Annotated in this window: 37 protein-coding genes and 1 pseudogene; 30 read left to right on the forward strand and 8 right to left on the reverse strand. The window is 60.0% G+C overall.

All coding sequences use genetic code 11. The features are described 5' to 3' along the window. Complete coding sequence (locus tag JNJ66_03175; GenBank protein MBL8159434.1) at positions 1-1080, forward strand: glycosyltransferase family 9 protein; 1080 nt, start codon at positions 1-3, stop codon at positions 1078-1080. Further along, positions 1077-2162: a glycosyltransferase family 9 protein gene (locus tag JNJ66_03180; GenBank protein ID MBL8159435.1), complete on the forward strand. Its 1086-nt coding sequence runs from the start codon at positions 1077-1079 to the stop codon at positions 2160-2162. The genes JNJ66_03175 and JNJ66_03180 overlap by 4 nt, the downstream gene beginning before the upstream one ends. Here the strand turns inward: JNJ66_03180 and JNJ66_03185 are convergent. After that, positions 2159-2621 (reverse strand): annotated as a pseudogene (locus JNJ66_03185) (YbhB/YbcL family Raf kinase inhibitor-like protein). The gene JNJ66_03180 and the pseudogene JNJ66_03185 sit on opposite strands and share 4 nt — an antisense overlap. A 108-nt stretch (positions 2622-2729) precedes the next feature. Here JNJ66_03185 and JNJ66_03190 point away from each other — a divergent pair. From JNJ66_03190 to JNJ66_03200, 3 genes are read left to right on the forward strand one after another with little or no spacing between them, the layout of a single operon-like run. Continuing rightward, positions 2730-3722, forward strand: a complete 993-nt coding sequence (locus JNJ66_03190; protein ID MBL8159436.1) for a glycosyltransferase family 9 protein — start codon at positions 2730-2732, stop codon at positions 3720-3722. Further along, positions 3715-4656, forward strand: coding sequence for a glycosyltransferase family 4 protein (locus JNJ66_03195; protein MBL8159437.1), 942 nt, complete (start codon positions 3715-3717; stop codon positions 4654-4656). The genes JNJ66_03190 and JNJ66_03195 overlap by 8 nt, the downstream gene beginning before the upstream one ends. Positions 4657-4665: 9 nt before the next feature. Further along, positions 4666-5595, forward strand: coding sequence for a hypothetical protein (locus tag JNJ66_03200; GenBank protein MBL8159438.1), 930 nt, complete (start codon positions 4666-4668; stop codon positions 5593-5595). A gap of 215 nt (positions 5596-5810) precedes the next feature. On the opposite strand, the gene JNJ66_03205 is transcribed toward JNJ66_03200, so the two are convergent. Then, a complete protein-coding gene (locus JNJ66_03205) occupies positions 5811-6326 on the reverse strand; it encodes a hypothetical protein (GenBank protein ID MBL8159439.1) in 516 nt (171 codons plus the stop codon). A gap of 277 nt (positions 6327-6603) precedes the next feature. Between JNJ66_03205 and rpsL the strand changes: the two genes are divergently transcribed. From rpsL to tuf, 7 genes are all read left to right on the forward strand, one after another. Beyond that, on the forward strand, positions 6604-7020 hold the full coding sequence (gene rpsL, locus JNJ66_03210) for a 30S ribosomal protein S12 (GenBank protein MBL8159440.1): 417 nt from the start codon (positions 6604-6606) through the stop codon (positions 7018-7020). Further along, positions 7020-7499 carry a 30S ribosomal protein S7 gene (rpsG, locus tag JNJ66_03215; protein ID MBL8159441.1) on the forward strand — a complete coding sequence of 160 codons (480 nt, stop codon included), beginning with the start codon at positions 7020-7022 and terminating at the stop codon, positions 7497-7499. Before rpsL ends, rpsG begins: the two co-directional genes overlap by 1 nt. A gap of 39 nt (positions 7500-7538) precedes the next feature. After that, a complete protein-coding gene (gene fusA, locus JNJ66_03220) occupies positions 7539-9620 on the forward strand; it encodes an elongation factor G (GenBank protein ID MBL8159442.1) in 2082 nt (693 codons plus the stop codon). A 104-nt stretch (positions 9621-9724) separates the two neighbouring features. Continuing rightward, positions 9725-10078 carry a hypothetical protein gene (locus tag JNJ66_03225; GenBank protein MBL8159443.1) on the forward strand — a complete coding sequence of 118 codons (354 nt, stop codon included), beginning with the start codon at positions 9725-9727 and terminating at the stop codon, positions 10076-10078. A gap of 122 nt (positions 10079-10200) precedes the next feature. Continuing rightward, positions 10201-11109, forward strand: coding sequence for a hypothetical protein (locus JNJ66_03230; GenBank protein ID MBL8159444.1), 909 nt, complete (start codon positions 10201-10203; stop codon positions 11107-11109). A gap of 120 nt (positions 11110-11229) precedes the next feature. Beyond that, positions 11230-11616 (forward strand): hypothetical protein, encoded by a 387-nt coding sequence (locus JNJ66_03235; GenBank protein MBL8159445.1) that lies wholly within the window; start codon positions 11230-11232, stop codon positions 11614-11616. A gap of 154 nt (positions 11617-11770) precedes the next feature. Further along, positions 11771-12961: an elongation factor Tu gene (tuf, locus tag JNJ66_03240; GenBank protein MBL8159446.1), complete on the forward strand. Its 1191-nt coding sequence runs from the start codon at positions 11771-11773 to the stop codon at positions 12959-12961. Positions 12962-13122: 161 nt separating this feature from the next. Here tuf and JNJ66_03245 read toward each other — a convergent pair whose 3' ends face one another. From JNJ66_03245 to JNJ66_03260, 4 genes are all read right to left on the reverse strand, one after another. Beyond that, on the reverse strand, positions 13123-13752 hold the full coding sequence (locus JNJ66_03245) for a hypothetical protein (GenBank protein MBL8159447.1): 630 nt from the start codon (positions 13750-13752) through the stop codon (positions 13123-13125). 131 nt (positions 13753-13883) lie between these two features. Continuing rightward, positions 13884-14360: a hypothetical protein gene (locus tag JNJ66_03250; GenBank protein ID MBL8159448.1), complete on the reverse strand. Its 477-nt coding sequence runs from the start codon at positions 14358-14360 to the stop codon at positions 13884-13886. Between the two features lie 201 nt (positions 14361-14561). Beyond that, positions 14562-15341 carry a hypothetical protein gene (locus JNJ66_03255; protein MBL8159449.1) on the reverse strand — a complete coding sequence of 260 codons (780 nt, stop codon included), beginning with the start codon at positions 15339-15341 and terminating at the stop codon, positions 14562-14564. A 169-nt stretch (positions 15342-15510) separates the two neighbouring features. Next, positions 15511-15930 carry a hypothetical protein gene (locus tag JNJ66_03260; GenBank protein ID MBL8159450.1) on the reverse strand — a complete coding sequence of 140 codons (420 nt, stop codon included), beginning with the start codon at positions 15928-15930 and terminating at the stop codon, positions 15511-15513. Positions 15931-16079: 149 nt separating this feature from the next. Between JNJ66_03260 and rpsJ the strand changes: the two genes are divergently transcribed. Continuing rightward, positions 16080-16403 (forward strand): 30S ribosomal protein S10, encoded by a 324-nt coding sequence (gene rpsJ, locus JNJ66_03265; protein ID MBL8159451.1) that lies wholly within the window; start codon positions 16080-16082, stop codon positions 16401-16403. Positions 16404-16534: 131 nt separating this feature from the next. Here rpsJ and JNJ66_03270 read toward each other — a convergent pair whose 3' ends face one another. Further along, positions 16535-16882 carry a hypothetical protein gene (locus JNJ66_03270; protein ID MBL8159452.1) on the reverse strand — a complete coding sequence of 116 codons (348 nt, stop codon included), beginning with the start codon at positions 16880-16882 and terminating at the stop codon, positions 16535-16537. Between the two features lie 143 nt (positions 16883-17025). Here JNJ66_03270 and JNJ66_03275 point away from each other — a divergent pair, with 143 nt between their 5' ends. Next, positions 17026-17376 carry a nuclear transport factor 2 family protein gene (locus JNJ66_03275; protein ID MBL8159453.1) on the forward strand — a complete coding sequence of 117 codons (351 nt, stop codon included), beginning with the start codon at positions 17026-17028 and terminating at the stop codon, positions 17374-17376. Positions 17377-17442: 66 nt separating this feature from the next. Further along, positions 17443-17757 (forward strand): hypothetical protein, encoded by a 315-nt coding sequence (locus JNJ66_03280; GenBank protein MBL8159454.1) that lies wholly within the window; start codon positions 17443-17445, stop codon positions 17755-17757. Positions 17758-17772: 15 nt separating this feature from the next. On the opposite strand, the gene JNJ66_03285 is transcribed toward JNJ66_03280, so the two are convergent. After that, on the reverse strand, positions 17773-18606 hold the full coding sequence (locus JNJ66_03285; GenBank protein ID MBL8159455.1) for a M15 family metallopeptidase: 834 nt from the start codon (positions 18604-18606) through the stop codon (positions 17773-17775). A 77-nt stretch (positions 18607-18683) separates the two neighbouring features. Between JNJ66_03285 and JNJ66_03290 the strand changes: the two genes are divergently transcribed. The 15 genes from JNJ66_03290 to rpsN all read left to right on the forward strand — a co-directional run bounded on the left by JNJ66_03290 (position 18684) and on the right by rpsN (position 25618). Further along, positions 18684-19193 (forward strand): prepilin-type N-terminal cleavage/methylation domain-containing protein, encoded by a 510-nt coding sequence (locus JNJ66_03290; protein ID MBL8159456.1) that lies wholly within the window; start codon positions 18684-18686, stop codon positions 19191-19193. Positions 19194-19393: 200 nt separating this feature from the next. Beyond that, positions 19394-20005 (forward strand): 50S ribosomal protein L3, encoded by a 612-nt coding sequence (gene rplC, locus JNJ66_03295; GenBank protein ID MBL8159457.1) that lies wholly within the window; start codon positions 19394-19396, stop codon positions 20003-20005. Further along, entirely contained in the window at positions 20005-20619 is a 615-nt protein-coding gene (gene rplD / locus JNJ66_03300) for a 50S ribosomal protein L4 (GenBank protein ID MBL8159458.1), read from the forward strand. Before rplC ends, rplD begins: the two co-directional genes overlap by 1 nt. Continuing rightward, positions 20616-20912, forward strand: coding sequence for a 50S ribosomal protein L23 (locus tag JNJ66_03305; GenBank protein MBL8159459.1), 297 nt, complete (start codon positions 20616-20618; stop codon positions 20910-20912). Before rplD ends, JNJ66_03305 begins: the two co-directional genes overlap by 4 nt. Next, complete coding sequence (gene rplB / locus JNJ66_03310; protein MBL8159460.1) at positions 20912-21751, forward strand: 50S ribosomal protein L2; 840 nt, start codon at positions 20912-20914, stop codon at positions 21749-21751. Before JNJ66_03305 ends, rplB begins: the two co-directional genes overlap by 1 nt. 3 nt (positions 21752-21754) lie before the next feature. After that, positions 21755-22018, forward strand: coding sequence for a 30S ribosomal protein S19 (rpsS, locus tag JNJ66_03315; GenBank protein MBL8159461.1), 264 nt, complete (start codon positions 21755-21757; stop codon positions 22016-22018). Position 22019: 1 nt separating this feature from the next. Then, on the forward strand, positions 22020-22430 hold the full coding sequence (gene rplV, locus JNJ66_03320) for a 50S ribosomal protein L22 (GenBank protein ID MBL8159462.1): 411 nt from the start codon (positions 22020-22022) through the stop codon (positions 22428-22430). A 1-nt stretch (position 22431) separates the two neighbouring features. Further along, complete coding sequence (gene rpsC, locus JNJ66_03325; GenBank protein MBL8159463.1) at positions 22432-23064, forward strand: 30S ribosomal protein S3; 633 nt, start codon at positions 22432-22434, stop codon at positions 23062-23064. Between the two features lie 23 nt (positions 23065-23087). Beyond that, positions 23088-23501: a 50S ribosomal protein L16 gene (gene rplP, locus JNJ66_03330; protein ID MBL8159464.1), complete on the forward strand. Its 414-nt coding sequence runs from the start codon at positions 23088-23090 to the stop codon at positions 23499-23501. A gap of 1 nt (position 23502) precedes the next feature. Then, positions 23503-23742, forward strand: coding sequence for a 50S ribosomal protein L29 (gene rpmC, locus JNJ66_03335; protein MBL8159465.1), 240 nt, complete (start codon positions 23503-23505; stop codon positions 23740-23742). A 2-nt stretch (positions 23743-23744) separates the two neighbouring features. Further along, positions 23745-24053: a 30S ribosomal protein S17 gene (rpsQ, locus tag JNJ66_03340; protein ID MBL8159466.1), complete on the forward strand. Its 309-nt coding sequence runs from the start codon at positions 23745-23747 to the stop codon at positions 24051-24053. Then, positions 24050-24418, forward strand: a complete 369-nt coding sequence (gene rplN, locus JNJ66_03345; GenBank protein ID MBL8159467.1) for a 50S ribosomal protein L14 — start codon at positions 24050-24052, stop codon at positions 24416-24418. Before rpsQ ends, rplN begins: the two co-directional genes overlap by 4 nt. 1 nt (position 24419) lies before the next feature. Then, complete coding sequence (gene rplX / locus JNJ66_03350) at positions 24420-24734, forward strand: 50S ribosomal protein L24 (protein ID MBL8159468.1); 315 nt, start codon at positions 24420-24422, stop codon at positions 24732-24734. A gap of 32 nt (positions 24735-24766) precedes the next feature. Continuing rightward, the gene (gene rplE / locus JNJ66_03355; GenBank protein MBL8159469.1) at positions 24767-25345 is read left to right on the forward strand and encodes a 50S ribosomal protein L5; all 579 of its coding nucleotides are present in this window, start codon (positions 24767-24769) and stop codon (positions 25343-25345) included. A gap of 3 nt (positions 25346-25348) precedes the next feature. Then, entirely contained in the window at positions 25349-25618 is a 270-nt protein-coding gene (gene rpsN / locus JNJ66_03360; protein ID MBL8159470.1) for a 30S ribosomal protein S14, read from the forward strand. Positions 25619-25621: the final 3 nt, after the last annotated feature.

Consider the following 25621-nt stretch of genomic DNA (forward strand, 5'->3'; position numbering starts at 1 on the left):
ATGTTCGAAGGATGGCAGCACTATCGCAACATACTCTGCATCAGGCCCGACAACATGGGCGACGTACTGATGACCGAACCGGCCCTCAGGGCTTTGAAAGAGGCCGTGCCTGGGCGCAAGCTGACACTGTTGACATCTTCGGCGGGTGCAGCAGTGGCCCGGCTGCTTCCCGTCGTCGACGATATCATTACGTTTGATGTGCCCTGGGCAAAGCACGAGGCCGCGTGGGACGGTACAGCCGTAGCAGCCATGGCCGGACAATTGCGGGAGAGGCGGTATGATGTCGCGGTCATCTTTACTGCGTATAGCCAGAACCCGCTGCCGGCAGCCATGCTGTGCTTCATGGCCGGCATGCCGCATGCGCTGGGGTATTGCCGCGAAAATCCTTACGGACTGATGGATTGCTGGGTGCCCGATCCCGAGCCACTTGATACTATCCGGCATGAAGTGGACCGGCAACTGGCCCTGGTGGCGACAACCGGTGCCAGGACGGAGGACACCGCCATGCACCTACCGGTGCCTGAGCAGCCAGGCCAGGAGATACGGCGCCGCCTGCAGGCAGAAGTGCCGTCAGGCGGCCGATGGCTGGTGCTCCATCCCGGAGTCAGTGAAGCGAAGCGACGATATCCTCCCGGGCACTATGCCGAGGCGATGCGCACCTTGGTCGCAGACGGTTTCACTGTCGTCATGACGGGGGCAGCCACGGAAAAGGCTCAGGTGGACGAGCTGGCACAAGCCATCGGCACAGGCGTCGTCAATCTGGCGGGACAGCTGAGTGTCTCCGAGCTGGCAGCACTGTTGGCCGAGGCGCCGCTGCTGGTGGCAAACAATACCGGACCGGTGCATATTGCCGCTGCCGTCGGTACGCCGGTGGTAGTCTTGTACGCTATGACCAATCCGCAGCATACGCCGTGGCAGGTGCCGCATAGTGTGCTGTACTTTCCGGTCGAACCGGAGCTGCGCAGTAAGAACCGCTTTTTACAGACGTTTCCTGGCGCCGGCGAGCCGGCCGCTTCGCCGGCGGCCATCGTCAAGGCCGTACACGGTCTGATTGATGCGCCAAGGGAGGCAAGCTCATGACGACACCATCATCTTTCACGCCAGAAACAGTCAAGAAGATTGCCGTGTTACGTGCCAATGCCTTGGGCGATTTCATTTTCAGCATCCCGGCGCTGGCGGCCTTACGCCGGACTTTTCCGGGAGCCGAGATCGTTTTACTAGGCAAACCTTGGCACACGAAATTCGTCCCAGGGCGCGTGCAGGCGGTCGATCGGGTAGTGGTCACCCCACGCTACAAGGGCCTGGGCGAACCCGAAGACTACCAGCCGGATGAGGCGGAGCTGACGCAATTCTTCCTGGCTATGCAGGCCGAGCATTTTGATATCGCCCTGCAGATGCACGGCGGCGGTGGCAACTCAAATCCTTTCGTCAGCCGTCTTGGCGCCGGCTTTACGGCTGGTATGCGCGACACGGGCGCACCGGCGCTCGATGCCACCATCGCTTACGTCTTTCACCAGAACGAAATCATGCGGCAGCTGGAGGTGGCGGCTATGGTCGGAGCTTCCACTTCCGACATAATGCCGGAGGTCATCGTCCTGCCGGAGGACTATGCAGAAGCCCGGTCGGTAAGCAGGAAGCATGGGCTGCAGGCACGATATCTCGTCTTGCACCCGGGTGCTACTGATCCGCGCCGTCAGTGGCCGCCAGAACACTTTGCCGAAGTGGCCCGCCACTATATGGAGCAGGGTTATGGAGTGGCGGTAACGGCAGTGGCAGCCGAAGCTGACCTTGCCGAACGTATCTGTGCGGCCGCACCGGGTGCCATCAATCTGACGGATACGCTGAGTATGGGCGGCCTGGCTGCGCTGCTATCGGCTTCGGCCGTAGTACTCAGTAATGATACGGGGCCGCTTCACCTTGCCAACGCCGTCGGTGCGCGCACGGCCGGCATCTACTGGGTAGGCAACGTGATTACAGCCGGGCCGCCGCGGGTCGCCCGGCACCGGCCGCTGGTCAGCTTCCAGATAGATTGTCCGGTCTGTGGCGTGCCGACGGCCCAGCCAGAATCGAAGGCGGAGCGCAGTTGTCCGCATAACGACTCCATTGTCGCGCAGGTGTCGCCAGACTACGCCTGCCGGATGATTGACCAGCTACTGGTTTAGGGCTCGGCTTTCTTCGCACCTGCGCAAGTGCCAGTCAGGACGGCTTCAGCCAGGATATGGCCCTGCATAGCCGGCCTGACGGTTGTTTTATCAGCGGTGGCGGGCAGGTCTAACAGGCTGTCCAGGGCGAACAGCTGGAACCGGTAGTGGTGGAGGCCGCCAAAGTATATAGGTGCCGGACCCTCATAGCCCGGCGTGCCCCCCATTGGCATGACCCTCAGTGCCGCCGGCCGGTATCGTGCCCGCCGCCACTTCGCGTGTCTGGGGCGGAATATTGAACACCAGCCAGTGCACCCATGGATCCGGGGTGGCATCGGCATCTTCCACCACGAGCACCAGGCTTTTGGCCTCTGCCGGAATGTCACTGAAGGCCAGTGGAGGGCTGATGTTGGCACCGGCGCCGGTGTATTGCTCCGGTATCGTTGAAAGTCCTGTAAAGGCAGGGCTGATGATATTCATGAAGGTCTCCTTAGTCTAAGGATAGTGAACAATAACGCGCCGCCAGCGACTGTATAAAATCTCATAGCCGTACCACGCCGCCAGTCATATACTGCCGCCAGAACATCTATGGCCGATATTACCCACGAACCCATCAACAAGATCGCCGTCTTCCGCGCCCTGCGCCTGGGAGATGTGTTGGTGGCCATACCAGCGTTGAGAGCGCTCCGTGCCGCCTTTCCGAGGGCGCACATCGACTACATCGGCTTGCCGATGACTCGTGAACTTGTGCAGCGCTACACCAGCTACATAGACGGCTACATAGACTTTCCAGGCTATCCGCCGTTGCCCCAGCAAGAGGCCGACCCGGCCAGGGTGGTGGAGTTTTTGCAGCGGATGCAGGCCGGTACATACGACCTGGCGATACAGATGCACGGCAACGGCTCCAGTACGAATGCCCTGGTGGCGCTGTTTGGTGCCCGACGCACAGCCGGCTATGCCATACCGGAAGGCTACTGGCCCAACCGGCAGTGGTTCATGGCCCATCCCGAAGGCCAGCCCGAAATTCTACAGCATCTCGCGCTGATGGAGTTCCTCGGTATCAAGAACCAAGGCGAGAAGCTGGAATTTCCCATGAGCGACGAGGATCAGCGGCGGCTCAAGGCCTTATTCAATCCGCAGTCCCAGCCATATGCCTGCATCCATCCAGGAGCGTTCAGCAACGCCCGCTGGCCGGCAGAGCAGTTCTCCGTGGTGGCCGACCGGCTGGCAGAGACGGGACTCACCATCGTCCTGACCGGATCCGAACAAGAGCGCGGGCTGACGGGCCAGGTGGCCGCCGGCATGAAATCCGATGCCATAGACCTGGCCGGCAAGACAGACCTGGGTACGCTGGCGGCACTGCTGCGCCACAGCCGCCTGCTGGTCAGCAATGACACCGGCGTGGCACATATGGCCGTTGCCACCGATACGCCCAGTGTCACCATCTTCACGACGGCCGACCCGGCTGTCTGGGCCGCACTCGACCAGCAGCGCCATCCATATCTGACGCTCGATTGGGCCACGCCCACGACCGTATTGAACAAAGCGACCGAATTACTGAAAGGAGCCCATCATGAGTAATAAGTTACGAGTCTTTACCTGGCATATCCACGGCAGTTACCTGTATTACCTGACACAGGCCGATGTTGAGTTCTACCTGCCGAAAGGTGAGGGCGAAGGATATGGCGGCCGGGCCGGCACCTTCCCGTGGGGCGAGAATGTCCATGAGATTCCAATTGACGAGGTCAAGAACCACACGTTCGACATCATCCTGTTTCAGCACCGAAAGAACTACCTAAACGATCAGTACGAAATACTCAGCGAAGCACAGCGCAACCTGCCAAAAATCTATCTGGAGCATGACCCGCCGCAGGAGCACCCCACTGATACGAAACATTTCGTGGACGACCCGCAGGTGCAGCTGGTCCATGTCACCCATTTCAACCAGCTGATGTGGGACAATAACCGCACGCCCAGCACCGTCATCGAACACGGCGTCATGGTGCCGGAAGACGTGACGTATACGGGCGAAGTCGCCAAAGGCCTGGTCGTCGTCAATAACCTTGGGAAGCGCGGCCGTCGTCTTGGGCTGGACGTTTTTGAGACGGTGCGCGGGCAAGTACCGCTCGAGCTAGTAGGCATGGGTGCTACCGACATCGGCGGCAGCGGGGAGGTGCAGCCGCACAAGATTGCCCGCTACGCGAGCCACTATCGCTTTTTCTTCAATCCCATCCGCTATACCAGCCTGGGCCTGGCCGTCTGTGAAGCCATGATGGTCGGCCTGCCTATCGTCGGACTGGCGACCACTGAGATGGCGACGGTCATCACGAATGGTAAGAACGGCTATATCGCCACCGATCCGCAGGAACTGATTGAAAAAATGCAGCTGCTGCTTGATAATCCAGAGCATGCCAAACACCTAAGCAGGAGTGCCCGCCAGTATGCTCAGGAGCGCTTCGGTATCGAACGCTTCGCCCGCAACTGGGAAGCGCTGTTCGCCACGGTTGCTAAATAGGGGAGTATCATGCAAGAAGTCTACGTTACCGAACCCGGTGCCATTAACCTTGATCAGCTGCGGCAGCTGCTGCCGGCAGACAGCTATGCCATCACCGCCGGACACCCCACCTTCGCCGGCGATTTCACCTCCCGGGCGCAGGTGCTCATCATCCGTACCGCCACGACCGTCACGCCGGAGGTGTGTCAGAAATTTCCGCAGCTAAAGGCGGTGATCCGTATGGGTACCGGTTTGGATAACGTCGACACTAAGTATTGCGAAACTGCCGGCATCAAGGTCTATAACGCGCCTGGAGCCAACGCTGATGCCGCCGCTGAGTATGTGACCGCCATGATCCTGCATGTCCGCCGCCGGCTTTACCTGCTGGATGAGCAACGGGTCAGTAGCTGGCGGCGCTTTGACTTCAGTGGAACCAGCATCAGTGAGCAATCCGTCGGTATCGTCGGGTTCGGCAATATCGGCAAGCTGCTCAAGCAGAAACTGGCCGGACTGGGCGCGAGTGAATTTTATGTGTACGACCCGTTCCTGACCGCCGAAACCGTCACCCAGTACGGCGCGACCATGCTTGCACTGGATGAGCTGCTGGCTCAAGCCGACATTGTCTCGCTGCACCTGCCGCTGACCGACGAGACCAGACACCTCATCAATGACGATAAGCTGGCCCTGATGAAAGAAGGCGCCCTGCTTATCAACGCAGCCCGCGGCGGCATCGTCGACGAGACGGCACTGTTGGCTGCCATTCAGTCGAAGAACCTGTACTACGTCGCCGATACCGTGGAAGGTGAGCCGCACGTCAATCCGGCGCTGCTGGCACACGAGCGGGTGGTGGTGACGCCACATATCGCCAGTCTGACCGCTGCCTCCGAAACAGCGATGCTCTCTACTGCGGTCGGGAACTTCCTGAAAGCACAGGGTCCTGTGTCAGTGGACAAATATTGAAAAGTGTGATATAATAAAAGAGTAAGTACTCTGCAGTAGTACGCCCGCACCACCCGATGCCGGAGGTAGGCACATGAGCGCTGGTCGCAGAGAGCATGCCAGGCACGTTCCCGTCCGTGGGGCGTGCCTTTCTCTTTGTGGCGGTGCAGGCGATTGAAAAGGCGGCCGTCCGGGTGGACGACCGCCGGTGTCTCCGGCGCGGCCGGGGACGGGTACTACACGGGCCTGCCGCCGCAGAGCACCACCTTGTCGTTGGCGCCGAAGTCGCGGCCGAGGAACTTGATGGTCCTGATGTCGCTGCCCAGGCCTTCAGGCAGGTCGACGACGACGCTGTCGTTGACGATGGCCCCCGTGAAGGGTGCAGGCTGGCCGGTGAAGGTGACGTGCAGCCCGTCCGGCAGCTGCCGGCCGGCGATGATGACGCCGTCGGCATCGAGGTTGCCCATCAGGTTGATCTCGACGGGCTTGCCGTGCTTCTCGTCGCAGACGGGCTGGCCGCCGGGCTGCCAGACGACGCCGTCGACGAAGCCGGTCTTGGGGTAGACCTCGGTCTCGTCGGGCCGCGCGTCCGGGCTGGTGCTCTCGGGTGCGCCCGCGGGTGGCGGGGCGGCTTCGGCGCTGGCAGTCGCTTCGCCGCTGGGTGCGGGCGCACCGGGGGTGCTGCCGCCGCAGCCGGCCAGAACAAGCGCGCCTGCGCTCAACACCAAGGCCAGGCGTATCCAAAACCACATAGGAGCTCCCATGTCGGGCCAGTGCCGAGTGCGCTGGCTGTGTGCATATATCATCATTAGACGTGCAAGAAGTCAATAGTTACTGGTACGGACGTGCGCCTCTAGACGCTTTCCACTTTTATTGCTATAATATCTCTAGAGTTTCTGCCTACGGCTATCTGGAACGGAGTGCTGACCCGACCGGATACGCGCATAGGCGTCCAATCATAAGCGTGCCACCCGTCTGATTAGTGTGTAATCAGGCTGTCTGGCACTAACCAATGGAGTCATTTTAGGAATGCCTACTATCAACCAGTTAGTGCGCAAGCCCCGCAAGACTGCCGGCAAGAAGAGCAAGTCTCCGGCACTGGGCCGCATCTACAACGCCCTTAAGGTCAAATACTACGACCGCAACGCCCCGCTGAAGCGTGGTGTCTGTGTCCGCGTGACCACCAAGACCCCAAAGAAGCCGAACTCGGCTCTGCGTAAGGTCGCCCGCGTCCGCCTGATGAACGGCCACGAAGTCTGGGCCTACATCGGGGGCGAAGGCCACAACCTACAGGAGCACGCCGTCGTCATCATCCGTGGCGGCCGTGTACCAGACCTTCCTGGTGTCCGTTACCACGTCGTCCGCGGCGCACTGGACCTCCAGGGTGTCAAAGACCGCAAGAACGCCCGCAGCAAGTACGGCGCTAAGAAGGAGGGCAAGAAGTAATGCCTCGCAAGAAAACCAAGTCATTGCAGCGCAAGCTGAACGGCGACCGTATCTACAACTCGGCCCAGGTTCAGCGCCTCATTAACAAGAGCATGCTCGACGGCAAGAAGCAGCTGGCCGAGCGCCAGGTCTACGAAGCCCTGGAAATCGCTGCCAAGAAGCTGAAGCTGGAGAACCCGCTTGAGCTGTTTGAGGCCGCCATGAAGAACATCACCCCCAACGTCGAGGTCAAGAGCCGCCGCGTCGGTGGCGCCAACTACCAGATCCCCTTCCCAATCAGCGGCCACCGCGCCCAGCACTACGCCTTCATGTGGCTGGTGCAGGCCGCCCGTGCCAAGAAGGGCATGCCGTACAACCAGCGCCTGGCTGCCGAGCTGGCAGACGCCTACAACCAGGCCGGTGCCGCCTTCAAGAAGAAGGAAGACACCCACAAGATGGCCGAGGCCAACCGCGCCTTTGCCCACTTTGCCCGCGGGTAATACTTTTAGCACTGTAATCAAAAGGAAAGCTACTACTGAATGGCAGCACAAAACATTCCACTCAGCCGGTACCGCAATATCGGTATCATCGCCCACATCGACGCCGGTAAGACGACGACGACCGAAGGTATCCTGTACCGCACCGGCCTGAGCCACAAGATCGGTGCCGTCCACGAAGGTGAGACGACCACCGACTGGATGGAGCAGGAGCGCGAGCGCGGTATCACCATTACCAGCGCCGCCGTCACCTGTTTCTGGAAAGACCACAAGATCAACATCATCGACACCCCGGGCCACATCGACTTTACCGTCGAGGTCGAGCGCTCTCTGCGCGTCCTGGACGGCGCCGTCGTCGTCTTTGACGGCAAGATGGGCGTCGAGGCCCAGACCGAGACTGTCTGGCGCCAGGCCAACAAGTACGGTGTCCCGCGTATCTGTTTCATCAACAAGATCAACCAGACCGGCGGCGACTTCTACAAGTCTCTCGAAAGCCTGCACCAGCGCCTGAGCCGCCGCGCCCTGCCGATCCACCTGCCGATCGGGTTCGAAAAGGACATCAACGGTGTCGTGGACCTGGTCAACATGAAGGCATACACCTATAAGGAGTTCTCCGACAAGTCCTTGGTAGAAGGCGAGATTCCGGCCGACATGCTGGAACGCGCCAAGAACGCCCGCACCTTGCTGGTCGAAGCCGCGGTCGAAGCTGACGACGCCCTGTTCGAGAAGTACCTCGACGGCGGCGAAGCCAGCATCACCGAAGACGAGCTGAAGGCCGCTATCCGCAAGAGCGTCCTGACCGGTGAGTTCTACATCGTCACCGGCGGTGATGGCCGTGGCGTCATCGTCGAGAAGGTCCTCGACCTCGTGACTGAATACCTGCCAAGCCCGACCGACATCGGTCAGGTCTGGGGTACGCACGCCAAGACCGGTGATGAAATCAGCCGCAAGGCGGATGCCGGCGAGCCGCTGGCCTCTCTGGCCTTCAAGATCGCCACCGACCCCTTCGTCGGCCGTCTGATCTTCGTCCGTGTCTACAGCGGTAAGCTGACTGCCGGTTCGTACATCCTCAACGCCAGCACCGGCGAAAAGGAGCGCATCGGCCGCATCGTCCGTATGCACGCCGACAAGCGCGAAGACGTCAACGAAGTCGTCGCCGGTGACATCGCCGCCGTCGTCGGCCTCAAGAACACCACGACCGGTACGACCCTGACCGACCCGGCCAACCCGATCATCCTCGAGAGCATCGAATTCCCCGAACCGCCGGTCTCCATCGCTATCGAGCCGAAGACCAAGGCCGACCAGGAAAAGATGAGTATCGCTCTGCAGCGCCTGGCCGAAGAAGACCCGACCTTCCGCGTCCACACCGACCCTGAAACCGCCCAGACCATCATCAGCGGTATGGGCGAGCTCCACCTGGAGATCATCGTCGACCGCATGAAGCGTGAGTTCAAGGTGGAAGCGACTGTCGGTCAGCCACAGGTTGCCTATCGTGAGACCATCAAGAAAGAAGTCGAAATCGAAGGCAAGTACGTCAAGCAGTCCGGTGGCCGCGGCCAGTACGGCCATGTCTGGCTGCGCCTGGCTCCGAACGAGACCGGCAAGGGCTTTGAGTTCTTTGACGAGATCAAGGGTGGTGTCGTACCACAGGAATACCGCAAGCCGGTACAGGAAGGCATTATTCAGACCCTGAACGGCGGTGTCATCGCCGGCTTCCCGGTCGTCGATGTCAAGGCCACCCTCTATGATGGTTCCTACCACGACGTCGACTCCAACGAAATGGCCTTCAAGATGGCTGGCTCGATGGCGACCAAAGAAGGTGTCAAGAAGGCCAACCCGGCCCTGCTTGAGCCGATCATGAAGGTAGAAGTCCTGACTCCCGAGGAGTTCATGGGCGACGTCATCGGCGACCTTAACAGCCGCCGCGGCCGCATCGAAAGCATGGATGACCGCATGGGCGCCAAGATGGTGACTGCCATGGTGCCACTGGCAAGCATGTTCGGCTACACTACCGACCTGCGTTCCATGACCCAGGGCCGCGCCGCCAGCTCGATGGAGCTTGCTCAGTACGAGGAAGTACCGCCGAACGTTGCGGCTGAGGTGATTGCGAAGCGCTCGGCGTAGTCCGCCACTTAGCTCCAAAAAGACCACTCAGTACGGGTGGTCTTTTTGATGCACTTATTGTTATACAATCTCAAATCGCAACCGGTCAGACCTCAAGGAGTATCATGATCATTTCACCCGAGCTGGCGCGGCTCGTCTTCGGCGATCAGGACAAGACCCGCCTGGGCATCGAGGCCGCAGCTGACTGCGCCGTGATCCTGGGAGAACGCATGGAGGACCTGGAGCTCATCAGGAAGCAGATTGTCGTCGCCCTGATGGACTCGGGCACGGTGAACATCGCTCATCTGGCGCGCCTCCTGGGCGTCCGGCGGGCCAAGCTGTACGCCTGGAAGGAGGAGGTGCAGCAAGCCCGCGCCGCCAGTGAACAAGCTGAAGGCGAAACCGCCGAACTGACCCCTCGGGAGGCGTGGAGAAGGGTGTTCTTCATGGAGCCGCATGACGAAGGGCTGGGTGCCTAGCCGCAGCCATCGTCACCGGGAGCCGTGCCATCTGTGCGCGGCTCCCGTTTCAATTCTTGACAAGCCTGCCAATGATGTTACTTTAAATATGTCCGACTACAATCAACAGAGGGGAGCGACCCATGGCATCACCTGCTGTGCGTCCATGGCTCGACCTGCAGTTGTACGGCAAGACCAAGCTGCGATCTGCCGGCCTGTGGCGGCTGGTGCGCGAGGACAAGACCTGGGAACAGTTCGACCGCGGCGAGGCTGAGGCATACCGTGCCATCCGCATCGGCGGCCAGACCTTCTGGGTGATGGCCAAGAGCTGGCCGCACGACAACCCGCTGGCGGCGTTGCCGTTCCGGAACAGGCTGTTCACTCGGCTGCTCGAAACGCTGCCGGGCGTGCCGCGCGTCGCTGAATGGTCACGCGCGGAATTCTGGGTGTGGCGCATCAGCCCGGCCGTGCAGCGGATGCAGTTCAAGTACGCCATCACCATCTCGGTCGAACCGGGCGTGGTCACCAATCTGCTGCAGGAGGTGCAGGCGCGGGGCTGGCTGGGGACCGAAGACGGTCAGCCTCAAGAGGCTGCCAGCGCTTCGCTCGGCCCGCTGGCCCGGCTGCGCAAGACGGCCGTGTACAAGCGGGTGACTATGCCGATCGCCCTGGCGGTCGACCTGTCGCTGCTGGCCATGCGGCCAACCTGGGCCCGCTGGCGGGTCCTGAACGCGGGGCACAGCTGGAGCGACTTTGAGGCCGGGCTGGCCCGGGCGACCGCCACCATCACCATCGGCGGGCGTCGGTTCTGGCTGACTGCCAAGATCATCCCGGTGGATGCGGAGCTGGACCGGCGTACGCGTGAGCTGAGCAGCGGCCTGCCGTTCTTCCTCGGCATGCTGAGGGAGGCCGGCCTGCGCTACCGCCTGTGGATCTGCGATCCAGGCGACGTCACCTGCAACCCCGCCGAGCACAGCATCGAGCTGGGGCAAGGGGAGGGTGCCTTCGGTTCGCCGGAGGACGCAGCCCGCACCAAGGGGTGGATCGAGTAGGCGACAAGGGGCCGCAGCCAGCGGTCCCTTTTCACTGCACCATGAGGTTTCTTCTTGCTTCTAGTATATATCTGTGATGTAATGCTGGCCGTACGCAGTTCCCGTCACGAAGGAGTGATCATGCGCGAACTTTGGCCGATCCGTCGGTTCGACCTTGGCAAGGAGGTCGAACTGGAAGCCTTCACCGACAAGCTTCGAGGCATCCTCGCCGGCAAGGGCCAGCACCTGACCGAGCCGATTCTGCTCGACAACACGAACGGCGAGCAGCTGCTGGCACTGGTGGTCTGCGCCCAGGACCCGGTCGCCATCGGTCACCGTCTGTTGCTACGCGCCGTCCTCGGCACAAAGGGACTCGTCAGCTCGCACCACCAGCTGGAGCTGAGCATCGAGTCGGCGCCAGGCGGTGCTGCCGTGTCGGCCACGTCTCTCTCGCCCGAACAGGCGGGTGAGCTGCTGAACGAGGTGTACGGCGCACTGCAGGCCGACCCCTCCGCCCAGGAGGAGTGACTTCCCGTGGGATGGAAGCTTCGCTCCTCGGGGCGGAGTTTTCATCTTTACAGATACACAACAGATGTATATAATTGCCTCATACGTCTTGAGGTCGCAACACTTCAAACGATTTTTAATGTATATAACTTAATACAAGGGAGAGACACCTTATATGGCAGCATCACAATTTGACCGCTCCAAGCCTCACGTCAACGTCGGTACTATGGGCCACGTCGACCACGGTAAAACAACCCTAACCGCTGCGATTACTGCCGTTCTTGCTGCTAAGCTGCCAAGTGACGTCAACAAGTCTATCGCTTACGACCAGATTGACAATGCTCCAGAAGAGCGCCAGCGTGGTATTACCATCGCTACTTCTCACCAGGAATACGAAAGCGAAGCACGCCACTACGCTCACGTCGACATGCCTGGTCACGCTGACTACGTCAAGAACATGATTACCGGTGCTGCCCAGATCGATGGCGCCGTCCTGGTCGTCTCCGCTGCTGACGGCCCGATGCCTCAGACCCGCGAGCACGTCCTGCTGGCCCGCCAGGTTGGCGTACCGAAGATCCTGGTCTTCCTGAACAAGATGGACATGGCCGACGAAGAGCTCGTCGAGCTGGTTGAGGAAGATGTCCGCGACCTGCTTGCCAAGCAGAGCTTCGACCGTGACTGTCCGATCATCAAGGGTTCTGCCCTCAAGGCCCTCGAAGACCCGAACAGCGAGTGGGGCGACCGCATTATGGAACTGGTCAAGGCTATGGACGACTACATCCCACAGCCAGAGCGTGACCTCGACAAGCCATTCCTGATGCCTATCGAAGACGTCTTCTCGATCAAGGGTCGTGGTACTGTTGCTACCGGCCGTATCGAGACTGGTATCGTCAAGCTGAACGACGAAGTTGAAGTCATCGGTATCCGCGACACCCGCAAGACTGTCGTTACCGGTATCGAAGCTTTCAAGAAGCAGCTGGACCAGGGCCAGGCTGGTGACAACGCCGGTCTGCTGCTCCGTGGTGTTGAGCGCGACGACATCGAGCGCGGCCAGGTTATCGCCAAGCCGGGTTCCGTTACTCCTCACACCGAGTTCGACGCCGAGGTCTACGTCCTGACCAAGGAAGAAGGCGGCCGCCACACCCCGTTCTTTAAGGGTTACAAGCCGCAGTTCTACTTCCGCACCACCGACGTTACCGGTGAGGTTGAGCTCCCGGCTGACAAGGAAATGGTCATGCCTGGTGACACCATCACCTTCAAGGTCAAGCTGCTGGCTCCGATTGCTATGGACCAGGGTCTGCGCTTTGCTATCCGCGAAGGCGGCCGCACCGTTGGTGCCGGTGTTGTTACTTCTATCACCAAGTAGTAACAGTCTGCCATTTGAAAAACGCCCTCAACCGGGGGCGTTTTTCTTGCTTTGTGCGTATTCTGATACCTGGATGCGAATGTCGCAAAACGACAAATGCCCCACGTAGTCACGCAGGACACCCGTCGAGAGCGGAGTGTGCGTGACCGCGCGGGGCGGTACTAGGGTGTGCTGGTTGCGGGTTCGCCCTCCTGTTCGTCGCAGTCCTCGTTCAGCCATCGCTCGAACTCTTCCTGCGTCAGGCCGATGTCCTCGGGGAGGAGCAGAAGCGACTGTAGGCACTCGGCCACATACTCAGGATTTGCCGCTTCGCCGTTCCGCCAACGCGCAATCTCGTGATCGAGGCTGACTATAGATGCCGCCCATCTGTCCGGTGATGTCGATGGCGGCAGCGGCGTCTGCGCCAAGACGAACTCCATGAGTCCGGTGGCCCGTTCACGGTAGCTGTCCGAACCAGCTGGGAGACTGGCGGCGAACTGGTGGGCGCGTCGTACCAGGGAAATTTCCTGGAGTACCTCCGCGACATGCTTGCGCAGCGTGCCAGTAGTGTCGCGGATGCCCGCCGCGTAAAAGCGGGCCGCGATGCGCAGCAGTTCGGCGCCTGTCGAAACCGGGGGAGTGGCCTGCGTCCGGCTGTAGGCCATATTGACCAGTTGCCAGAAGCGCACTTCATTGCCGACGGTCTGCCAGACTTCGGGCAGCAGCTCGTCCGGCACGCCTCTCAGCTCACGCAGGCGCGCAAGGGCAGTAGAGAAGGTGAGGTTGGGGGTGAAACCGAGCGGAAGATACATACTGTCTCATTTCTGAGTCGGGGCCGTAATGACGGCGAGTGCTAGTACTAATAAAGTATTACACCACAAAATCATAATTAAGAGAAGGCCCCGGCAGCAAACGCCGCCGGGGCCAGTGCCGGTTGGTACGGCTACGCCACCCGTCCCTGCGGGAGTCGGTACTCCTCGCACGGCGGGACGTTGGGCAGCAGGATCTCCGGCAGGTCGAAGCCCGTGATCAGGAAGTGGTCGTTGACCATGCCCGATCCCGTGCCGCGGCCGGAGATGACCGTGGCCTGGTACCACAGCCCGTTGTTGTTGAGCGGCGGGACGACGTTGCCCCACTTGTAGCACTCCAGGCGCACCCGGTCGCCGTCGTAGACGCCGGCCCCGGGGTGGTTGACGGACGAGCCCCAGTAGGAGTCGAGCCGCCAGAAGACGCCGTCCGATGCGTTGGTGACCGTCACCACCGGCAGTTCGGGCCCGCCCTCGGGTTCACTGACGGGCTGGGCGGTGGCGGTGCCGGCCGCTGCCAAGCTGAGAATGGTGCTCGCCAGGAACAGCAGCACCAGCTGCAGCGCGCCGCGCCGTCGCGCCGTCGGGGCGTCAGGGTTGTGCGAGTCGGACAAGGGTTCACCTCATCGTGCCGAACGGACAGGACCACCTCCGTCACTGCGGAGGCGCAACACTACGGTACCAGCGAATCATACTAAAAGCAAGCATAGACATGAAGACGGCCCCGCCACGCACACTGGTCGCATGCGTAGACGGGGCCTGCCGGACGAACTACGGTCCGGCGCGTTCTTCCGTTCGTGGCGAGCGCGGTTCGCTCAGAGGCGGAGGGCGACCTTGTCTGCCTTGCGCCACCACAGCTTGCCGCCGTTGAAGTCGACGAACTGCTCCGTGCCGTCAGGGCTCTTCAGCATCGGCGAGATGGGGCAGCCCAGCGGGCCGGTGGCGCCGCCGTTTGCGTGCCAGCCGGCCAGGGCCGGACCGCCCAGCACGAAGAACTCGCCGGGCGCTGCGCCACGGCTGACGACGAGGTCGCCGTTCTTGCCGTACCGGAAGTCCTGCACGGTGCAGCTGCCCCAGGTGAAGAAGCCGAAGCCGGTGCCGGGATCGAGGCCTCGGAAGGCGCTGATCGGCACGTCGTCGAGCGGCGTGACGCTGCAGGGCGGCACACCCGGCATCGGGTCCTGCGGCTTGGCCGTGGGGGTGACGAGGAAGTAGTCGTTCACCATGCCGGTGGCCTTGTGGACGCTGCCTTCGACAACCACGGCCTTGTACCACAGCTCATTGCTGAAGTGCGGCGGGACAGGCCCGCCGTGCTCGAAGCACTTCAGTTGGAGCTTGTTGCCGTTTTGGAGGGCCGAGCCAGCAACGGCCTGAACCGTGTCCCACTTGGGACCGGAGCGCCAGAAGACGCCCGGTTCATCGGGGACGTTGGTTGCATTCGTCACCTCCACGATGGGCAACGGCAGGCTGTTGGTGACGGCGTGGGCGGTGCCTACCGTCACCAACGGTCCGATCAAAGCGCCCAGTAGTACAACTACGAAGGCAAAGATTCGGACCTGCACGCCCCGGTTGACGGGGAGTTGCGGTGCGGACAAGTGAGTGTCTCCTTGTCGATCGAACGGGTATGGTTACCCACGGCGTAAAAGCCGCGAGTGCATGCATAATGTACAAGTTTTAAGTATAAAAGTCAACTGTAAGCGGCTTGGCCGCGTGCAAGGTATGTGAGACACCCCGCCGTGCCGCGTGGCATCGGCGGGGTGCTGCTCAGGCGCCAGACGGAGCGAAGATGATGGTGAGGGTGACTTCGATGGGTCTGACGCCGGCATCGTGCTGCAATCCCATGCTAATGGACAGCTGGGCGTCTGAACCAAAGCGCTTCGCGAACTGAGGGAGCAGCTGGCTATGCAGCGCCACGCCGCGGTCACGGCAAACGACCGCATAGCGGTCATCGTACAGCGGCGGGTCTTCCAGCAGATAGGGCAGCGTGATGACAGCCTCGCTGTGGCCCGCACGGAACGCGTCCCGCACCTGCGCTTCGAATTCATCGAGCAGGGTAGTGACGGTGCCGCTGCGCAGCCGCTGATCACGGCGATCCCGTTCGGCGGAGGCGGCCGCCCACTCGCTGGTACGCAGCAGGATGGCCGCGGTGCGCTCGGCGATGTCCGATTCCGTAAAACGTAACACTGTTGATTCCTCTCTTGTGGCGATGCACGAAGGCAGCTTGAATTATACTGCATTTCAGGCTATACTGCGCCTTATTATTACTAATGATGCCGAGAACTCGTCCAGTGAGACCCTGGGAGAGGTTACGGCATAGCACAGGAGTACCAACCATGGCTGACGCCAAAGTACAGGCCCCACGGATCCGCATCCGACTCAAGGCCTACGACCACAAGGTAATTGACCAGTCTGCGAAGCAGATTATTGACACCGCGCTGCGCACCGGCGCTACCATTGCCGGCCCAGTGCCGCTGCCAACCCGCAAGAGCACCTTTACCGTCGTAAAGAGCCCGCACGTCTACAAGAAGGGCGGCGAGGCGTACGAGATGCGCGTACACAAGCGCCTCATTGACATCATCGGCGCGACGCCCAAGACGATCGACTCGCTGCAGAGCCTGAGCCTGCCAGCCGGTTGTGACGCTGAAATCCGGATGTAAAAACTTTTGGCATAAGAAAAAGAGGCTTCGGCCTCTTTTTTGTTGCAGGTTGTCGGCCGTGCTCCGGACACTGGGTCGATGAGACCAGTGCCCGGAGCACGGAAGTGTGGATGGGAACGTGGAGGTACGCCTTACCTCCGCCGAGGCCGGTAGGCAGGATCCTGACGGGCTGCGCTCACCTCCTGACGGATGAGGTCCGTGATGTCGTTGCGCGCGTACATCCCCTTGCTGGTCATGGTCTGAATGATGGCGTCCAGCAGGCTGCGGTCTTGCAGCAGGGCGCGGATCGACAGCGGCGTCAGCTGCTCGGCATCCCGGCTGCTCTCGCAGGCCGCATGAATCAGGCGCCGTTCACTGACGTACCCTCGACGGGAATTCGCGTGCACCTCCGGCGCCGGCTCGGTGTACCGGTGCCCGATGTCGAAGGTGACGAACTCCGTGGTGGATAGTTTCTCCAGATCTCCTTGTGTGATTGCCACGAACAAGACTAAATCATATATAGCCTTTTTTGTAAAATATATGCTTTTTGTGAAAGGCGCTGTAAAATCTTTCACTCTGCCAATGCTGGCGTCGCGGTATATTGGTAAAGGTTAATCATAAAGTATATGAAGCAGGGGGGTACATGATAGGGACAGGGCACGAACACGCAGCGATCAAAGAAGTAATATCCAACATGCCGGTGCTCAAAGACCGGAAGGCATGGGAATCGGTACACGGGATTTCGCTGTCTGAGTTTGTCTCGATGGAGCACCAGCTCAAAGACCATCGGATTGAGATTTCCGGCGACGAGGCGGACGCTGCGACGTACTTTCAGGCCGTGCATCATCGCACGGACGGCGGCAAATGGCTGCTTGGCGGCGCCTACCATATACGGTTGCAGCGTCTTGTGGATGGCTGGCGCGTCAAATCGGTGAAGATGGTGCCGGTCTGGTCGTGGGACGAGCCGGCAGGCGGCGCCGCATTGGCCGCTTAGGCGCATCCAAAACTGGCTGTGGGTTGCGGACTGGGGAGAGGATGTGTCATACTTGGCGTAAGCATTATGAAAACAAAAACATCCTCTCCGCGGCGCAACCGATCGCGGAATACCAGTAGTGTCACGGCCGCGGTAAACCAGAGCGACGGCGCTTTTCTATTGAAGCTGGTCCTGTATGTCATTCTTGGCAGCCTATGGCTGCGTCTGGCGGCTCCGGTAGAAATCGGTTTCGTGGAAATTCACTCTTTGCCTATTGGATTGGCCGCCGGCCTTCTGTTCGCCGCACATGACCATTTTCAGATTGACCGGAAAATTGAGTACGTCGTACTTATCGTCATCGGTATCGTGACGTTTTACTTGCCGGCCGGCATCGTACTGTAGACTGCACGCGCAGGGCTAATCTTCGTGGACGTGTTCGTGCTCTTTTTCGCCAAGCAGGTATGGCACGACCTCTTCATAGACCATCCCGCTGCTATGCAGGGCGGTAGCCAGTTCCTCGCCGAAGTAGCGCAGGTGCCACGGCTCATAGTTGTAGCCGGTAATGTCTTCTTTGCCCTTTTGATAGCGAACGACGAAGCCGTAGCGGTGGGCGTTATCGGCGATCCACTTGCTGGCGGCGGCACCGATATAGCACTCGCCGGCGTAGCAGCGCTCGTTCTCGGTACTGACATCCACGGCCAGGCCGGTCTGGTGCTCACTGGCGCCGGGGTGGGCGCTGTAGCGTTCGGCGATTGCCAGGCCGCGTGTCGAGACGTACTCATTAAAATAGGTCTGTTGCAGGCTGGCGGAGCGGTAGGCGCTACTGACCATCAGCGTATGGCCAGCCTTTTTGGCGTCGGCAAACAAGGTTTCGAGTGGTGACTTGACGAGCGTGTGCAGGCGGAGGCTGCTTTTATCGCTTTCGTTACGGTGCGGGACGGTGACGGGCACCAGTTCGGCAGGAATGTATTCGAGTGGCAGGCGCTTAGTCTTGTTGACCAGTACCCATTTGCCGTCGTTGCGGGTAATGTCAGCGACGTTCTTGACGATGACAGGGGTGGCGACTTTGGGCAGGGTGACGACGCGCTCGGGCTTGGTGACACGTATGTTATCGACCTGCATGGATAGCTCGGCATAGTGACCTTCGACGCTGTCGGCCAGCTCGTAGGTCGCAGCTGCGAATCCCGTGGCGGTTGCTAAGAAAATAAGCATGTATAACACGCTGATGCGGATCTGCGAAAAACTCTTCATTGCTTATGATTATAGCAGGCAGCAGGCCGGATGGCAGCCTATCGCACGCAAAAAGCTTATGGTAAACTGGAGCCAATATGTCTAAGCATGGTATCCTTGCCAGTCAGCGGAAAAGCGAACATGGTAGCGGTTTTACCATCGTCGAGCTGCTCATCGTCATCGTGGTCATCGGCATCCTGGCTGCCATCGTACTCAATGCCCAGGCCAGCGTCCGCAACCAGGCGATAGACAACAGCGTCAAGTCGGATATGGTGAATTTCGCCAAAAGTGTCGAGTCGCAGCGGGCAGTAACGGGTTCGTATCCGACCGTGCTGACAGCGAATATGGGTATCCGTTTCACTAAGGCGTCCTATCTGACAAACCGTAATAATCTCTACTATTGCGTAAATCCCACTACTGATAAGTTCGCCTTGGCCGCCCAGGCTACGACGGGCAATTCCTGGAGGTACATAGCCGGAGAGGGAGTCTCCAGCACGCCAAGTCCGACCAGTGCCAATACTTGCGCGCTTATTTCGCAGGCTGGCAACTCAAACTACGCCGGATATGACAACGGTACGGGCAACTGGCAAGCCTGGGTAAATGACTGATACGACGCGTTCTTCACAGGTGTTGACCTGAGGCGATTACTCCTGTATAATCAGCAGCGTATATAAGCGCGTGTCAAGCGTCTTGGTGTTCAAGTAAGTCTCTGCGGTTGATTTTGCCGCCAGTGCCGGGCAACCGGCCATAGTCCATAGAGATACTGCCTGGAGCCAAGATTTTTGCATGTAATAAGAGAGGCAGTAGGATGAAGGCACTAATCGGTACCAAAATTGGTATGACCCAGATCCTCGGCAAGGACGGCGTCAGCATCCCCGTGACGCTGGTACAGGCCGGCCCCTGCACCGTTACTCAGGTGAAGACCGTCGAAACCGATGGTTACAGCGCGGTGCAGTTGGCGTACGGATCGGGTAAGAACCTGAGCAATGCCGTAGCTGGTCACGTGAAAGCGGCCGGCGTCACACCAAAAGTATTGCGCGAAGTCCGCACCGAGAACGGTGAGGAACTGAGCGTCGGTGCGGCACTGACCGTCGAGGCATTTGCCCAGGGCGACCTGGTACATGTCACCGGCACCAGCAAGGGTAAGGGTTTTGCGGGTAACGTAAAACGCCACAACTTTAACACCAGCAAGAAGACGCACGGTGGCAACGGCTACTCGCGCAAGCCGGGCTCCATCGGTTCGATGTACCCGCAGAAAGTCTTCAAGGGCAAGCGTATGGCTGGCCGCATGGGCGCAGAGCAGGTCACTGTCAAGAACCTGCAGGTCGCATACATCGACACCGCCAACAACCTTATCGGCCTGAAGGGCGCTGTGCCTGGTCCGAAAAAGGGCATCCTCATGATCGGAGGAGCTAACTAATGGCTACTACTAAGAAGCAGACGGCACTTCCCGAGGAAGTCTTTGCTGTCGAAGTCAAGAATCACGAACTGTTGAAGCTCGCCTACAACACCTACCTGGCCGAGGCTCGCACCAACGCGGCTCACACCATGACACGCGGTGAGATCCGGGGCGGTGGCAAGAAGCCATGGCGTCAGAAGGGTACCGGCCGTGCCCGTTTCGGCTCCAGCCGTAACCCGATCTGGCGCGGCGGTGGTATCGTCTTTGGACCCCGCGGCAACGAAAACTTCAAACTCAATATCAACAAGAGCGCCAAGCGCGTCGCAATCCGCCAGGCCCTGACGTTGGCTGCCCAGGCCGACAAGATCGTCGTCCTCGACACCATCAGCTTCAGCGGCAAGACGAAGGAAGCTGCAGCCCTGCTGGCAGACAACGGTGTCGCTGAAGGCCGCCGCGCCTTGATCGTCGTTGACGCCAAGGATCAGAATGCCATCCGCGCTACCAACAACCTGGTAGACGCCAAGCTGGTGAGCGCCAAGTACCTGAACGTCTACGACGTCCTGAATGCTGACCGCATCATCATCGCGCAGGCGGCACTGCCGATCGTGCAAGAGTGGCTGGGAGGCAAATCATGAGCCAGTTCCTCATCACCCCGCGCGTGACCGAGAAGGGCTATGCCCAGAGCCAGAATGGTACCTACGTCTTCGTCGTACCGGACACTCTGAACAAAGCTCAGATCGCCAGCGCCGTAGAACAGCAATATAACGTAACCGTCACTACCGTCAATGTCGTCCGCCAGAATGGCAAGGCCGTCCGTACGCACCGTGGCCGCGGCAAGTTTGTCAAAGCTGTCCGCAGCGACATGAAAAAAGCCTACGTCCGCCTGAAGGACGGTGACAGTATCACGGTATTCGAGGAGGCGGCATAATGGCTCTCAAAGCTTACAACCCAACCACTCCCGGCCGCCGCGGTATGACCAGCCAGGACTTTGACGCGATTACCACCCGTAAGCCGCTCAAGTCACTGCTGAAGATCAAGAAGACGACTGCCGGCCGCAACAACACCGGCCGCATCACCACCCGTCATCGCGGTGGTGGCGTCAAACAGTTCTACCGCTTGATCAACTACCGTCTGCCAGCTGGTACCAAGGCCGTGGTCGAGCACATCGAGTACGACCCGAACCGCTCGGCACGCATCGCCCGTATCAAGGACCAGAACGATGTCTACCACTACGTCATCGCTAGCAACAGCATGAAACAGGGCAGCACCATCGAAGTCGGCCCGGAAGCTCCTATCGAGCAGAACAACCGCCTGCCGCTGAGCAAGATTCCGACTGGTTCCTTCATCAATAACATCGAACTGACTGCCGGCCGTGGCGCCCAGGTCGTCCGCGCCGCCGGTGCCAAAGCCCAGCTGATGGCCCGCGACGATGAGTATGCCCAGGTCAAGATGCCGAGTGGCGAGGTCCGCCGCTTCCGCGTCGAATGTGTCGCCAGCATCGGTGTCGTCGGCAACGAGCAGCACGGCAACGTCAAGATCGGTTCCGCCGGCCGCAAGCGCCGCATGGGTATCCGTCCGACCGTCCGTGGTGTCGTCATGAATGCTGCTGACCACCCGCACGGTGGTGGTGACGGTGGCCGTCACGGTGCCGGTAAGGCACCGCGCACCCCATGGGGTCAGCTGACGCTTGGCTACCGCACCCGCCGCCGCAAGGACACCAACAAGATGATCGTAAGAAGCCGCCATGAGGCGAAGAGGAAGAGGTAGTCTATGAGTCGTTCTCTCAAAAAGGGACCATACGTCGACGTCAAGCTCGCAAAGAAAGTGGCGAGCTTGGGTCAGGGCGACCGCACCATCATCAAGACCTGGGCTCGTGCCAGCACGATTACCCCGGACATGGTCAGTCGCACCATTGCCGTATATAACGGCAAGTTGCACGTCCCAGTACTAGTTTCAGAAAACATGGTCGGCCACAAGCTCGGTGAGTTTGCTCCGACCCGTAAGTTCCGCGGCCACGCGAAGAAGGCGAAATAATATGGCAGCATCTGACATCGTTACCGCCTCTGCCGCTACCCGCGATATCGCTCAGGCTCCCCGCAAGGTCAGCCTGGTCGCCGCCCTGGTCCGCGGCCGCACCGTCGCCGACGCCCTGACCATCCTGGACTACACGCCCAAGCGTGCCGCCCTGGTCGTGCGTAAGGCTATCCAGAGTGCCAAGGCCAACGCCGCCCACAACTTCCGTGCTGACGACAAGAGTCTGATTATCACGCAGCTGAGCGTCGTCGCCGGCCCCCGCCTCAAGCGGTACCGCGCCGGTGCCCGCGGCATGGCCAAGCCGTACCAGAAGCGCACCAGCCACATCTACGTAGAAGTCGCTGGCACAGTCAAGAAAAGGGCCGCCAAGCCCGCAGCTGCAAAGCCGGCTGTTAAGGAAGAGGAGAAGTAGTATGGGCCAGAAGGTTAATCCTATCAGCATGCGGCTTCAGGTCAGCAAAGACTGGCGTAGCAAGTGGTTCGCTACCGGCCGCGACTACGCGACCTTCCTTGCACAGGACCTGCAGGTACGCAAGTACATCGATGGCAAGTTCGCTACCCGGGCTACCATCCAGAAAGTCGACATCGAGCGTTCACCGAACCTGGTGACCGTTACCATCCACACTGCTAAAGCCGGTGTCGTCATCGGCCGTGGTGGTGCAGGTGCCCAGGAACTCAAAGCTGGCATCGAGAAGATCATGGGCCGCCCGGTCCGCGTCAACATCGAAGAAGTCAAGCGTCCTGAGCTGGCGTCACGCCTGGTGGCCGAGAACATCGCCCGCCAGCTCGAGCGCCGCATCAACTTCCGCCGCGCCGTCAAACTGTCGGCACAGAACACCATGAACGCAGGGGCCAAGGGTATCCGTATCGAGGTTGCCGGTCGTCTGAACTCTGCTGAAATGGCTCGCCGCGAAAAAGTAATCCTCGGTTCAGTCCCGCTGCACACGCTGCGCGCCGACATCGACTACCACGCCACCCGCGCCCAGCTGCCGGGTGCCGGTATCGTCGGCGTCAAGGTCTGGATCTACAAGGGCGAGCGCTCCTAGAAGGCATATAAGGAAATACGATTATGTTACTACCAAGGAAAACTAAGTTCCGGAAGGTCCGCAAGGGCAAGAACGACGGTATCGCTACCGCTTGCAACTACATCGCTTTCGGCGACTACGCCCTCCAAAGCACCACTAACGAACGGATTACTTCACGCCAGATCGAGTCTGCCCGTCAGGCTATGACCCGCTACATCAAGCGTGGTGGTAAGATCTGGATCCGCATCTTCCCGCACACTCCTGTGACCCGCAAGCCGCAGGACGTCAAGATGGGGAGCGGTAAAGGTAACCCTGAGTTCTTCGTCGCCAAGGTCAAGGCCGGCACCGTCATGTTTGAGATGCAGGGTGTCGCCGAGCCGGTAGCCCGTGAGGCTATGCGCCTGGCTGCCAACAAGCTGCCAGTGAAGACGAAGTTCGTCAAACGGGAGGTCAACTAATATGGCTGACACTAAAGAAGCAAAGGTGAACTACGCCGAGTTGAGCGAAGCAGAGATCGTAAGCCAGCTGGCTGAAAAGCGCAGCGAACTCAACGACAAGCTCCGCGCCAACAAGGCCGGTGAACTGGCTAACCCACGCGCTATCCGGACTATCCGCCGCGATATCGCCCGTCTTCTCACGGCTCGCAACGCTTTTGTCAGCGTCGAACAGCCTGCGAAGACCGAAGGAGAAGAGGAATAATTATGGCTAAGAAATTTATTGGTAACGTTGCTTCGAGCGTGCAGGACAAGACCATCATCGTCAGCGTCTCACGCCGCGTGACGCACCCGATTTACGGGAAGCAGTACACCATTACCAAGCGTTTTGCCGTCCATGACGAAAAGAATGAAGCCGCCAAAGGCGACCGTGTCGAGATTGTCGAGACCCGCCCGATCAGCCGCAACAAGAAATTCGTACTGGGCCGCATCATCGAGCGCTCACATGGCGAGGTAGTACTGAAGGATGACGTCGAGGCACCTGTTGCGCAGACGTCAGAGGAGACTGCCTCATGATCCAGCAAGAAAGTATGCTCAAGGTAGCAGATAACAGCGGCGCCAAGTCCCTGCTGTGCATCCGCGTCCTGGGCGGCACTAAGAAGCGGTACGCCCGCGTCGGCGACATCATCGTCGCCAGCGTCAAGACCGCCAACCCGACCGGTAACACCAAGCGCAAGAGTGTCGTCAAGGCAGTCGTTGTGCGCACGGTCGCCCCGATCAAGCGCCGCGATGGCAGCACCATCCGTTTCGACGAGAATGCCGCTGTCGTCATCGGTGATGACAAGAACCCTAAGGCTACCCGTATCTTCGGGCCGGTGCCGCGTGAACTGCGTGAGCTCGGCTACAGCAAGATCATCAGCCTCGCTCCGGAGGTACTCTAATATGTTCCGCCTCCGCACCGGCGACACCGTCAAGGTGACCAACGGCGCCCACAAGGGCAAGGTCGCCAAGATTACCGCCATCGATAATAAGAAGGGCACCGTCGTGCTGGAAGGCCTCAAGCAGGTCACCCGCCACTACCGCCCGACCCAACTCAACCCGAAGGGCTCAACCAAGGATATCCAGCTGCCGATCCACATCAGCAACGTCGTCCTGGTCACCGACGGCAAGAGCGCCACAAGCCGTGTCGGCTACGTAGTAAAGGACAACAAGAAGGTCCGCGTCGCCCGCCAGGCTGGCAACAAGGAGATTAAATAATGGCTGTTTCTTCCAAGACCGCACCAGCAGATATCGCCCGCCTGAAGGCTCAGTACAATGCTGAGATTCTGCCACGTCTCATCAAAGAGCTGGAACTGGGCAACATCCACCAGGCTCCCAAGCTCGAGAAGGTGACTGTCAGCGTCGGTATCGGCAAGCACAAGGACGACAAGGCGTACCACGAGCGCGTCGTCACCACCCTCAAGAAGATCACCGGCCAGCAGCCGATCGACCGCATGGCCAAGAAGTCTATCGCTACCTTCAAGATCCGCGCCGGCATGAACCGCGTCGGTGTCAGCGTGACACTGCGTGGCAACCGCATGTATGAGTTTGTCGACCGCCTGGTCAACATCTCGCTGCCTCGCGTCCGTGACTTCCACGGCGTCAAGGCAGGTGCATTCGATGCCAACGGCAATTACAGCCTCGGCATCGTCGAGCAGTCCATCTTCCCGGAGCTGAGCTTCGAGGACACCCAGGTGCTGCACGGCCTGCAGATTACCTTTACGATCAAGAACCAGAGCGCCGAGCACTCGCGCGCCCTGTTGACCGCTTTGGGCATGCCGTTCGAAAAGAAAGCCGATAACGCTGCCAATAAAGGAAAGGAGGCTTAAGTTATGGCGAAGAAATCAATGATTGCCCGCGACAAGAAGCGTGAAAAGCTGATTGAGCGGTACGCTGAGAAGCGCGCTATGCTGAAGGCCGCCGGAGACCTGGAAGGTCTGGCAGCCCTGCCGCGCAACTCGAGCCCGACCCGCCGCAAGAACCGCTGCGCCATCACCGGCCGTCCGCGCGCCTACATGCGCCAGTTCGGCCTGAGCCGTATCATGTTCCGTGAGAAGGCAAGCAAGGGAGAAATCCCTGGCGTAACGAAAGCGAGCTGGTAGGAG

The organism is Candidatus Saccharibacteria bacterium, assembly GCA_016789455.1.
Taxonomy (GTDB): domain Bacteria; phylum Patescibacteriota; class Saccharimonadia; order Saccharimonadales; family Saccharimonadaceae; genus CAIJKY01.

Excerpts from the sequence above, each read along its gene's own strand:
- JNJ66_03175 (MBL8159434.1), top strand. The coding sequence starts at position 1 with ATGTTCGAAGGATGGCAGCACTATCGCAACATACTCTGCATCAGGCCC.
- JNJ66_03180 (MBL8159435.1), top strand. The coding sequence starts at position 1,077 with ATGACGACACCATCATCTTTCACGCCAGAAACAGTCAAGAAGATTGCC.
- JNJ66_03190 (MBL8159436.1), top strand. The coding sequence starts at position 2,730 with ATGGCCGATATTACCCACGAACCCATCAACAAGATCGCCGTCTTCCGC.
- JNJ66_03195 (MBL8159437.1), top strand. The coding sequence starts at position 3,715 with ATGAGTAATAAGTTACGAGTCTTTACCTGGCATATCCACGGCAGTTAC.
- JNJ66_03200 (MBL8159438.1), top strand. The coding sequence starts at position 4,666 with ATGCAAGAAGTCTACGTTACCGAACCCGGTGCCATTAACCTTGATCAG.
- JNJ66_03205 (MBL8159439.1), bottom strand. The coding sequence starts at position 6,326 with ATGTGGTTTTGGATACGCCTGGCCTTGGTGTTGAGCGCAGGCGCGCTT.
- rpsL (MBL8159440.1), top strand. The coding sequence starts at position 6,604 with ATGCCTACTATCAACCAGTTAGTGCGCAAGCCCCGCAAGACTGCCGGC.
- rpsG (MBL8159441.1), top strand. The coding sequence starts at position 7,020 with ATGCCTCGCAAGAAAACCAAGTCATTGCAGCGCAAGCTGAACGGCGAC.
- fusA (MBL8159442.1), top strand. The coding sequence starts at position 7,539 with ATGGCAGCACAAAACATTCCACTCAGCCGGTACCGCAATATCGGTATC.
- JNJ66_03225 (MBL8159443.1), top strand. The coding sequence starts at position 9,725 with ATGATCATTTCACCCGAGCTGGCGCGGCTCGTCTTCGGCGATCAGGAC.
- JNJ66_03230 (MBL8159444.1), top strand. The coding sequence starts at position 10,201 with ATGGCATCACCTGCTGTGCGTCCATGGCTCGACCTGCAGTTGTACGGC.
- JNJ66_03235 (MBL8159445.1), top strand. The coding sequence starts at position 11,230 with ATGCGCGAACTTTGGCCGATCCGTCGGTTCGACCTTGGCAAGGAGGTC.
- tuf (MBL8159446.1), top strand. The coding sequence starts at position 11,771 with ATGGCAGCATCACAATTTGACCGCTCCAAGCCTCACGTCAACGTCGGT.
- JNJ66_03245 (MBL8159447.1), bottom strand. The coding sequence starts at position 13,752 with ATGTATCTTCCGCTCGGTTTCACCCCCAACCTCACCTTCTCTACTGCC.
- rpsJ (MBL8159451.1), top strand. The coding sequence starts at position 16,080 with ATGGCTGACGCCAAAGTACAGGCCCCACGGATCCGCATCCGACTCAAG.
- JNJ66_03275 (MBL8159453.1), top strand. The coding sequence starts at position 17,026 with ATGATAGGGACAGGGCACGAACACGCAGCGATCAAAGAAGTAATATCC.
- JNJ66_03280 (MBL8159454.1), top strand. The coding sequence starts at position 17,443 with ATGAAAACAAAAACATCCTCTCCGCGGCGCAACCGATCGCGGAATACC.
- JNJ66_03285 (MBL8159455.1), bottom strand. The coding sequence starts at position 18,606 with ATGAAGAGTTTTTCGCAGATCCGCATCAGCGTGTTATACATGCTTATT.
- JNJ66_03290 (MBL8159456.1), top strand. The coding sequence starts at position 18,684 with ATGTCTAAGCATGGTATCCTTGCCAGTCAGCGGAAAAGCGAACATGGT.
- rplC (MBL8159457.1), top strand. The coding sequence starts at position 19,394 with ATGAAGGCACTAATCGGTACCAAAATTGGTATGACCCAGATCCTCGGC.
- rplD (MBL8159458.1), top strand. The coding sequence starts at position 20,005 with ATGGCTACTACTAAGAAGCAGACGGCACTTCCCGAGGAAGTCTTTGCT.
- JNJ66_03305 (MBL8159459.1), top strand. The coding sequence starts at position 20,616 with ATGAGCCAGTTCCTCATCACCCCGCGCGTGACCGAGAAGGGCTATGCC.
- rplB (MBL8159460.1), top strand. The coding sequence starts at position 20,912 with ATGGCTCTCAAAGCTTACAACCCAACCACTCCCGGCCGCCGCGGTATG.
- rpsS (MBL8159461.1), top strand. The coding sequence starts at position 21,755 with ATGAGTCGTTCTCTCAAAAAGGGACCATACGTCGACGTCAAGCTCGCA.
- rplV (MBL8159462.1), top strand. The coding sequence starts at position 22,020 with ATGGCAGCATCTGACATCGTTACCGCCTCTGCCGCTACCCGCGATATC.
- rpsC (MBL8159463.1), top strand. The coding sequence starts at position 22,432 with ATGGGCCAGAAGGTTAATCCTATCAGCATGCGGCTTCAGGTCAGCAAA.
- rplP (MBL8159464.1), top strand. The coding sequence starts at position 23,088 with ATGTTACTACCAAGGAAAACTAAGTTCCGGAAGGTCCGCAAGGGCAAG.
- rpmC (MBL8159465.1), top strand. The coding sequence starts at position 23,503 with ATGGCTGACACTAAAGAAGCAAAGGTGAACTACGCCGAGTTGAGCGAA.
- rpsQ (MBL8159466.1), top strand. The coding sequence starts at position 23,745 with ATGGCTAAGAAATTTATTGGTAACGTTGCTTCGAGCGTGCAGGACAAG.
- rplN (MBL8159467.1), top strand. The coding sequence starts at position 24,050 with ATGATCCAGCAAGAAAGTATGCTCAAGGTAGCAGATAACAGCGGCGCC.
- rplX (MBL8159468.1), top strand. The coding sequence starts at position 24,420 with ATGTTCCGCCTCCGCACCGGCGACACCGTCAAGGTGACCAACGGCGCC.
- rpsN (MBL8159470.1), top strand. The coding sequence starts at position 25,349 with ATGGCGAAGAAATCAATGATTGCCCGCGACAAGAAGCGTGAAAAGCTG.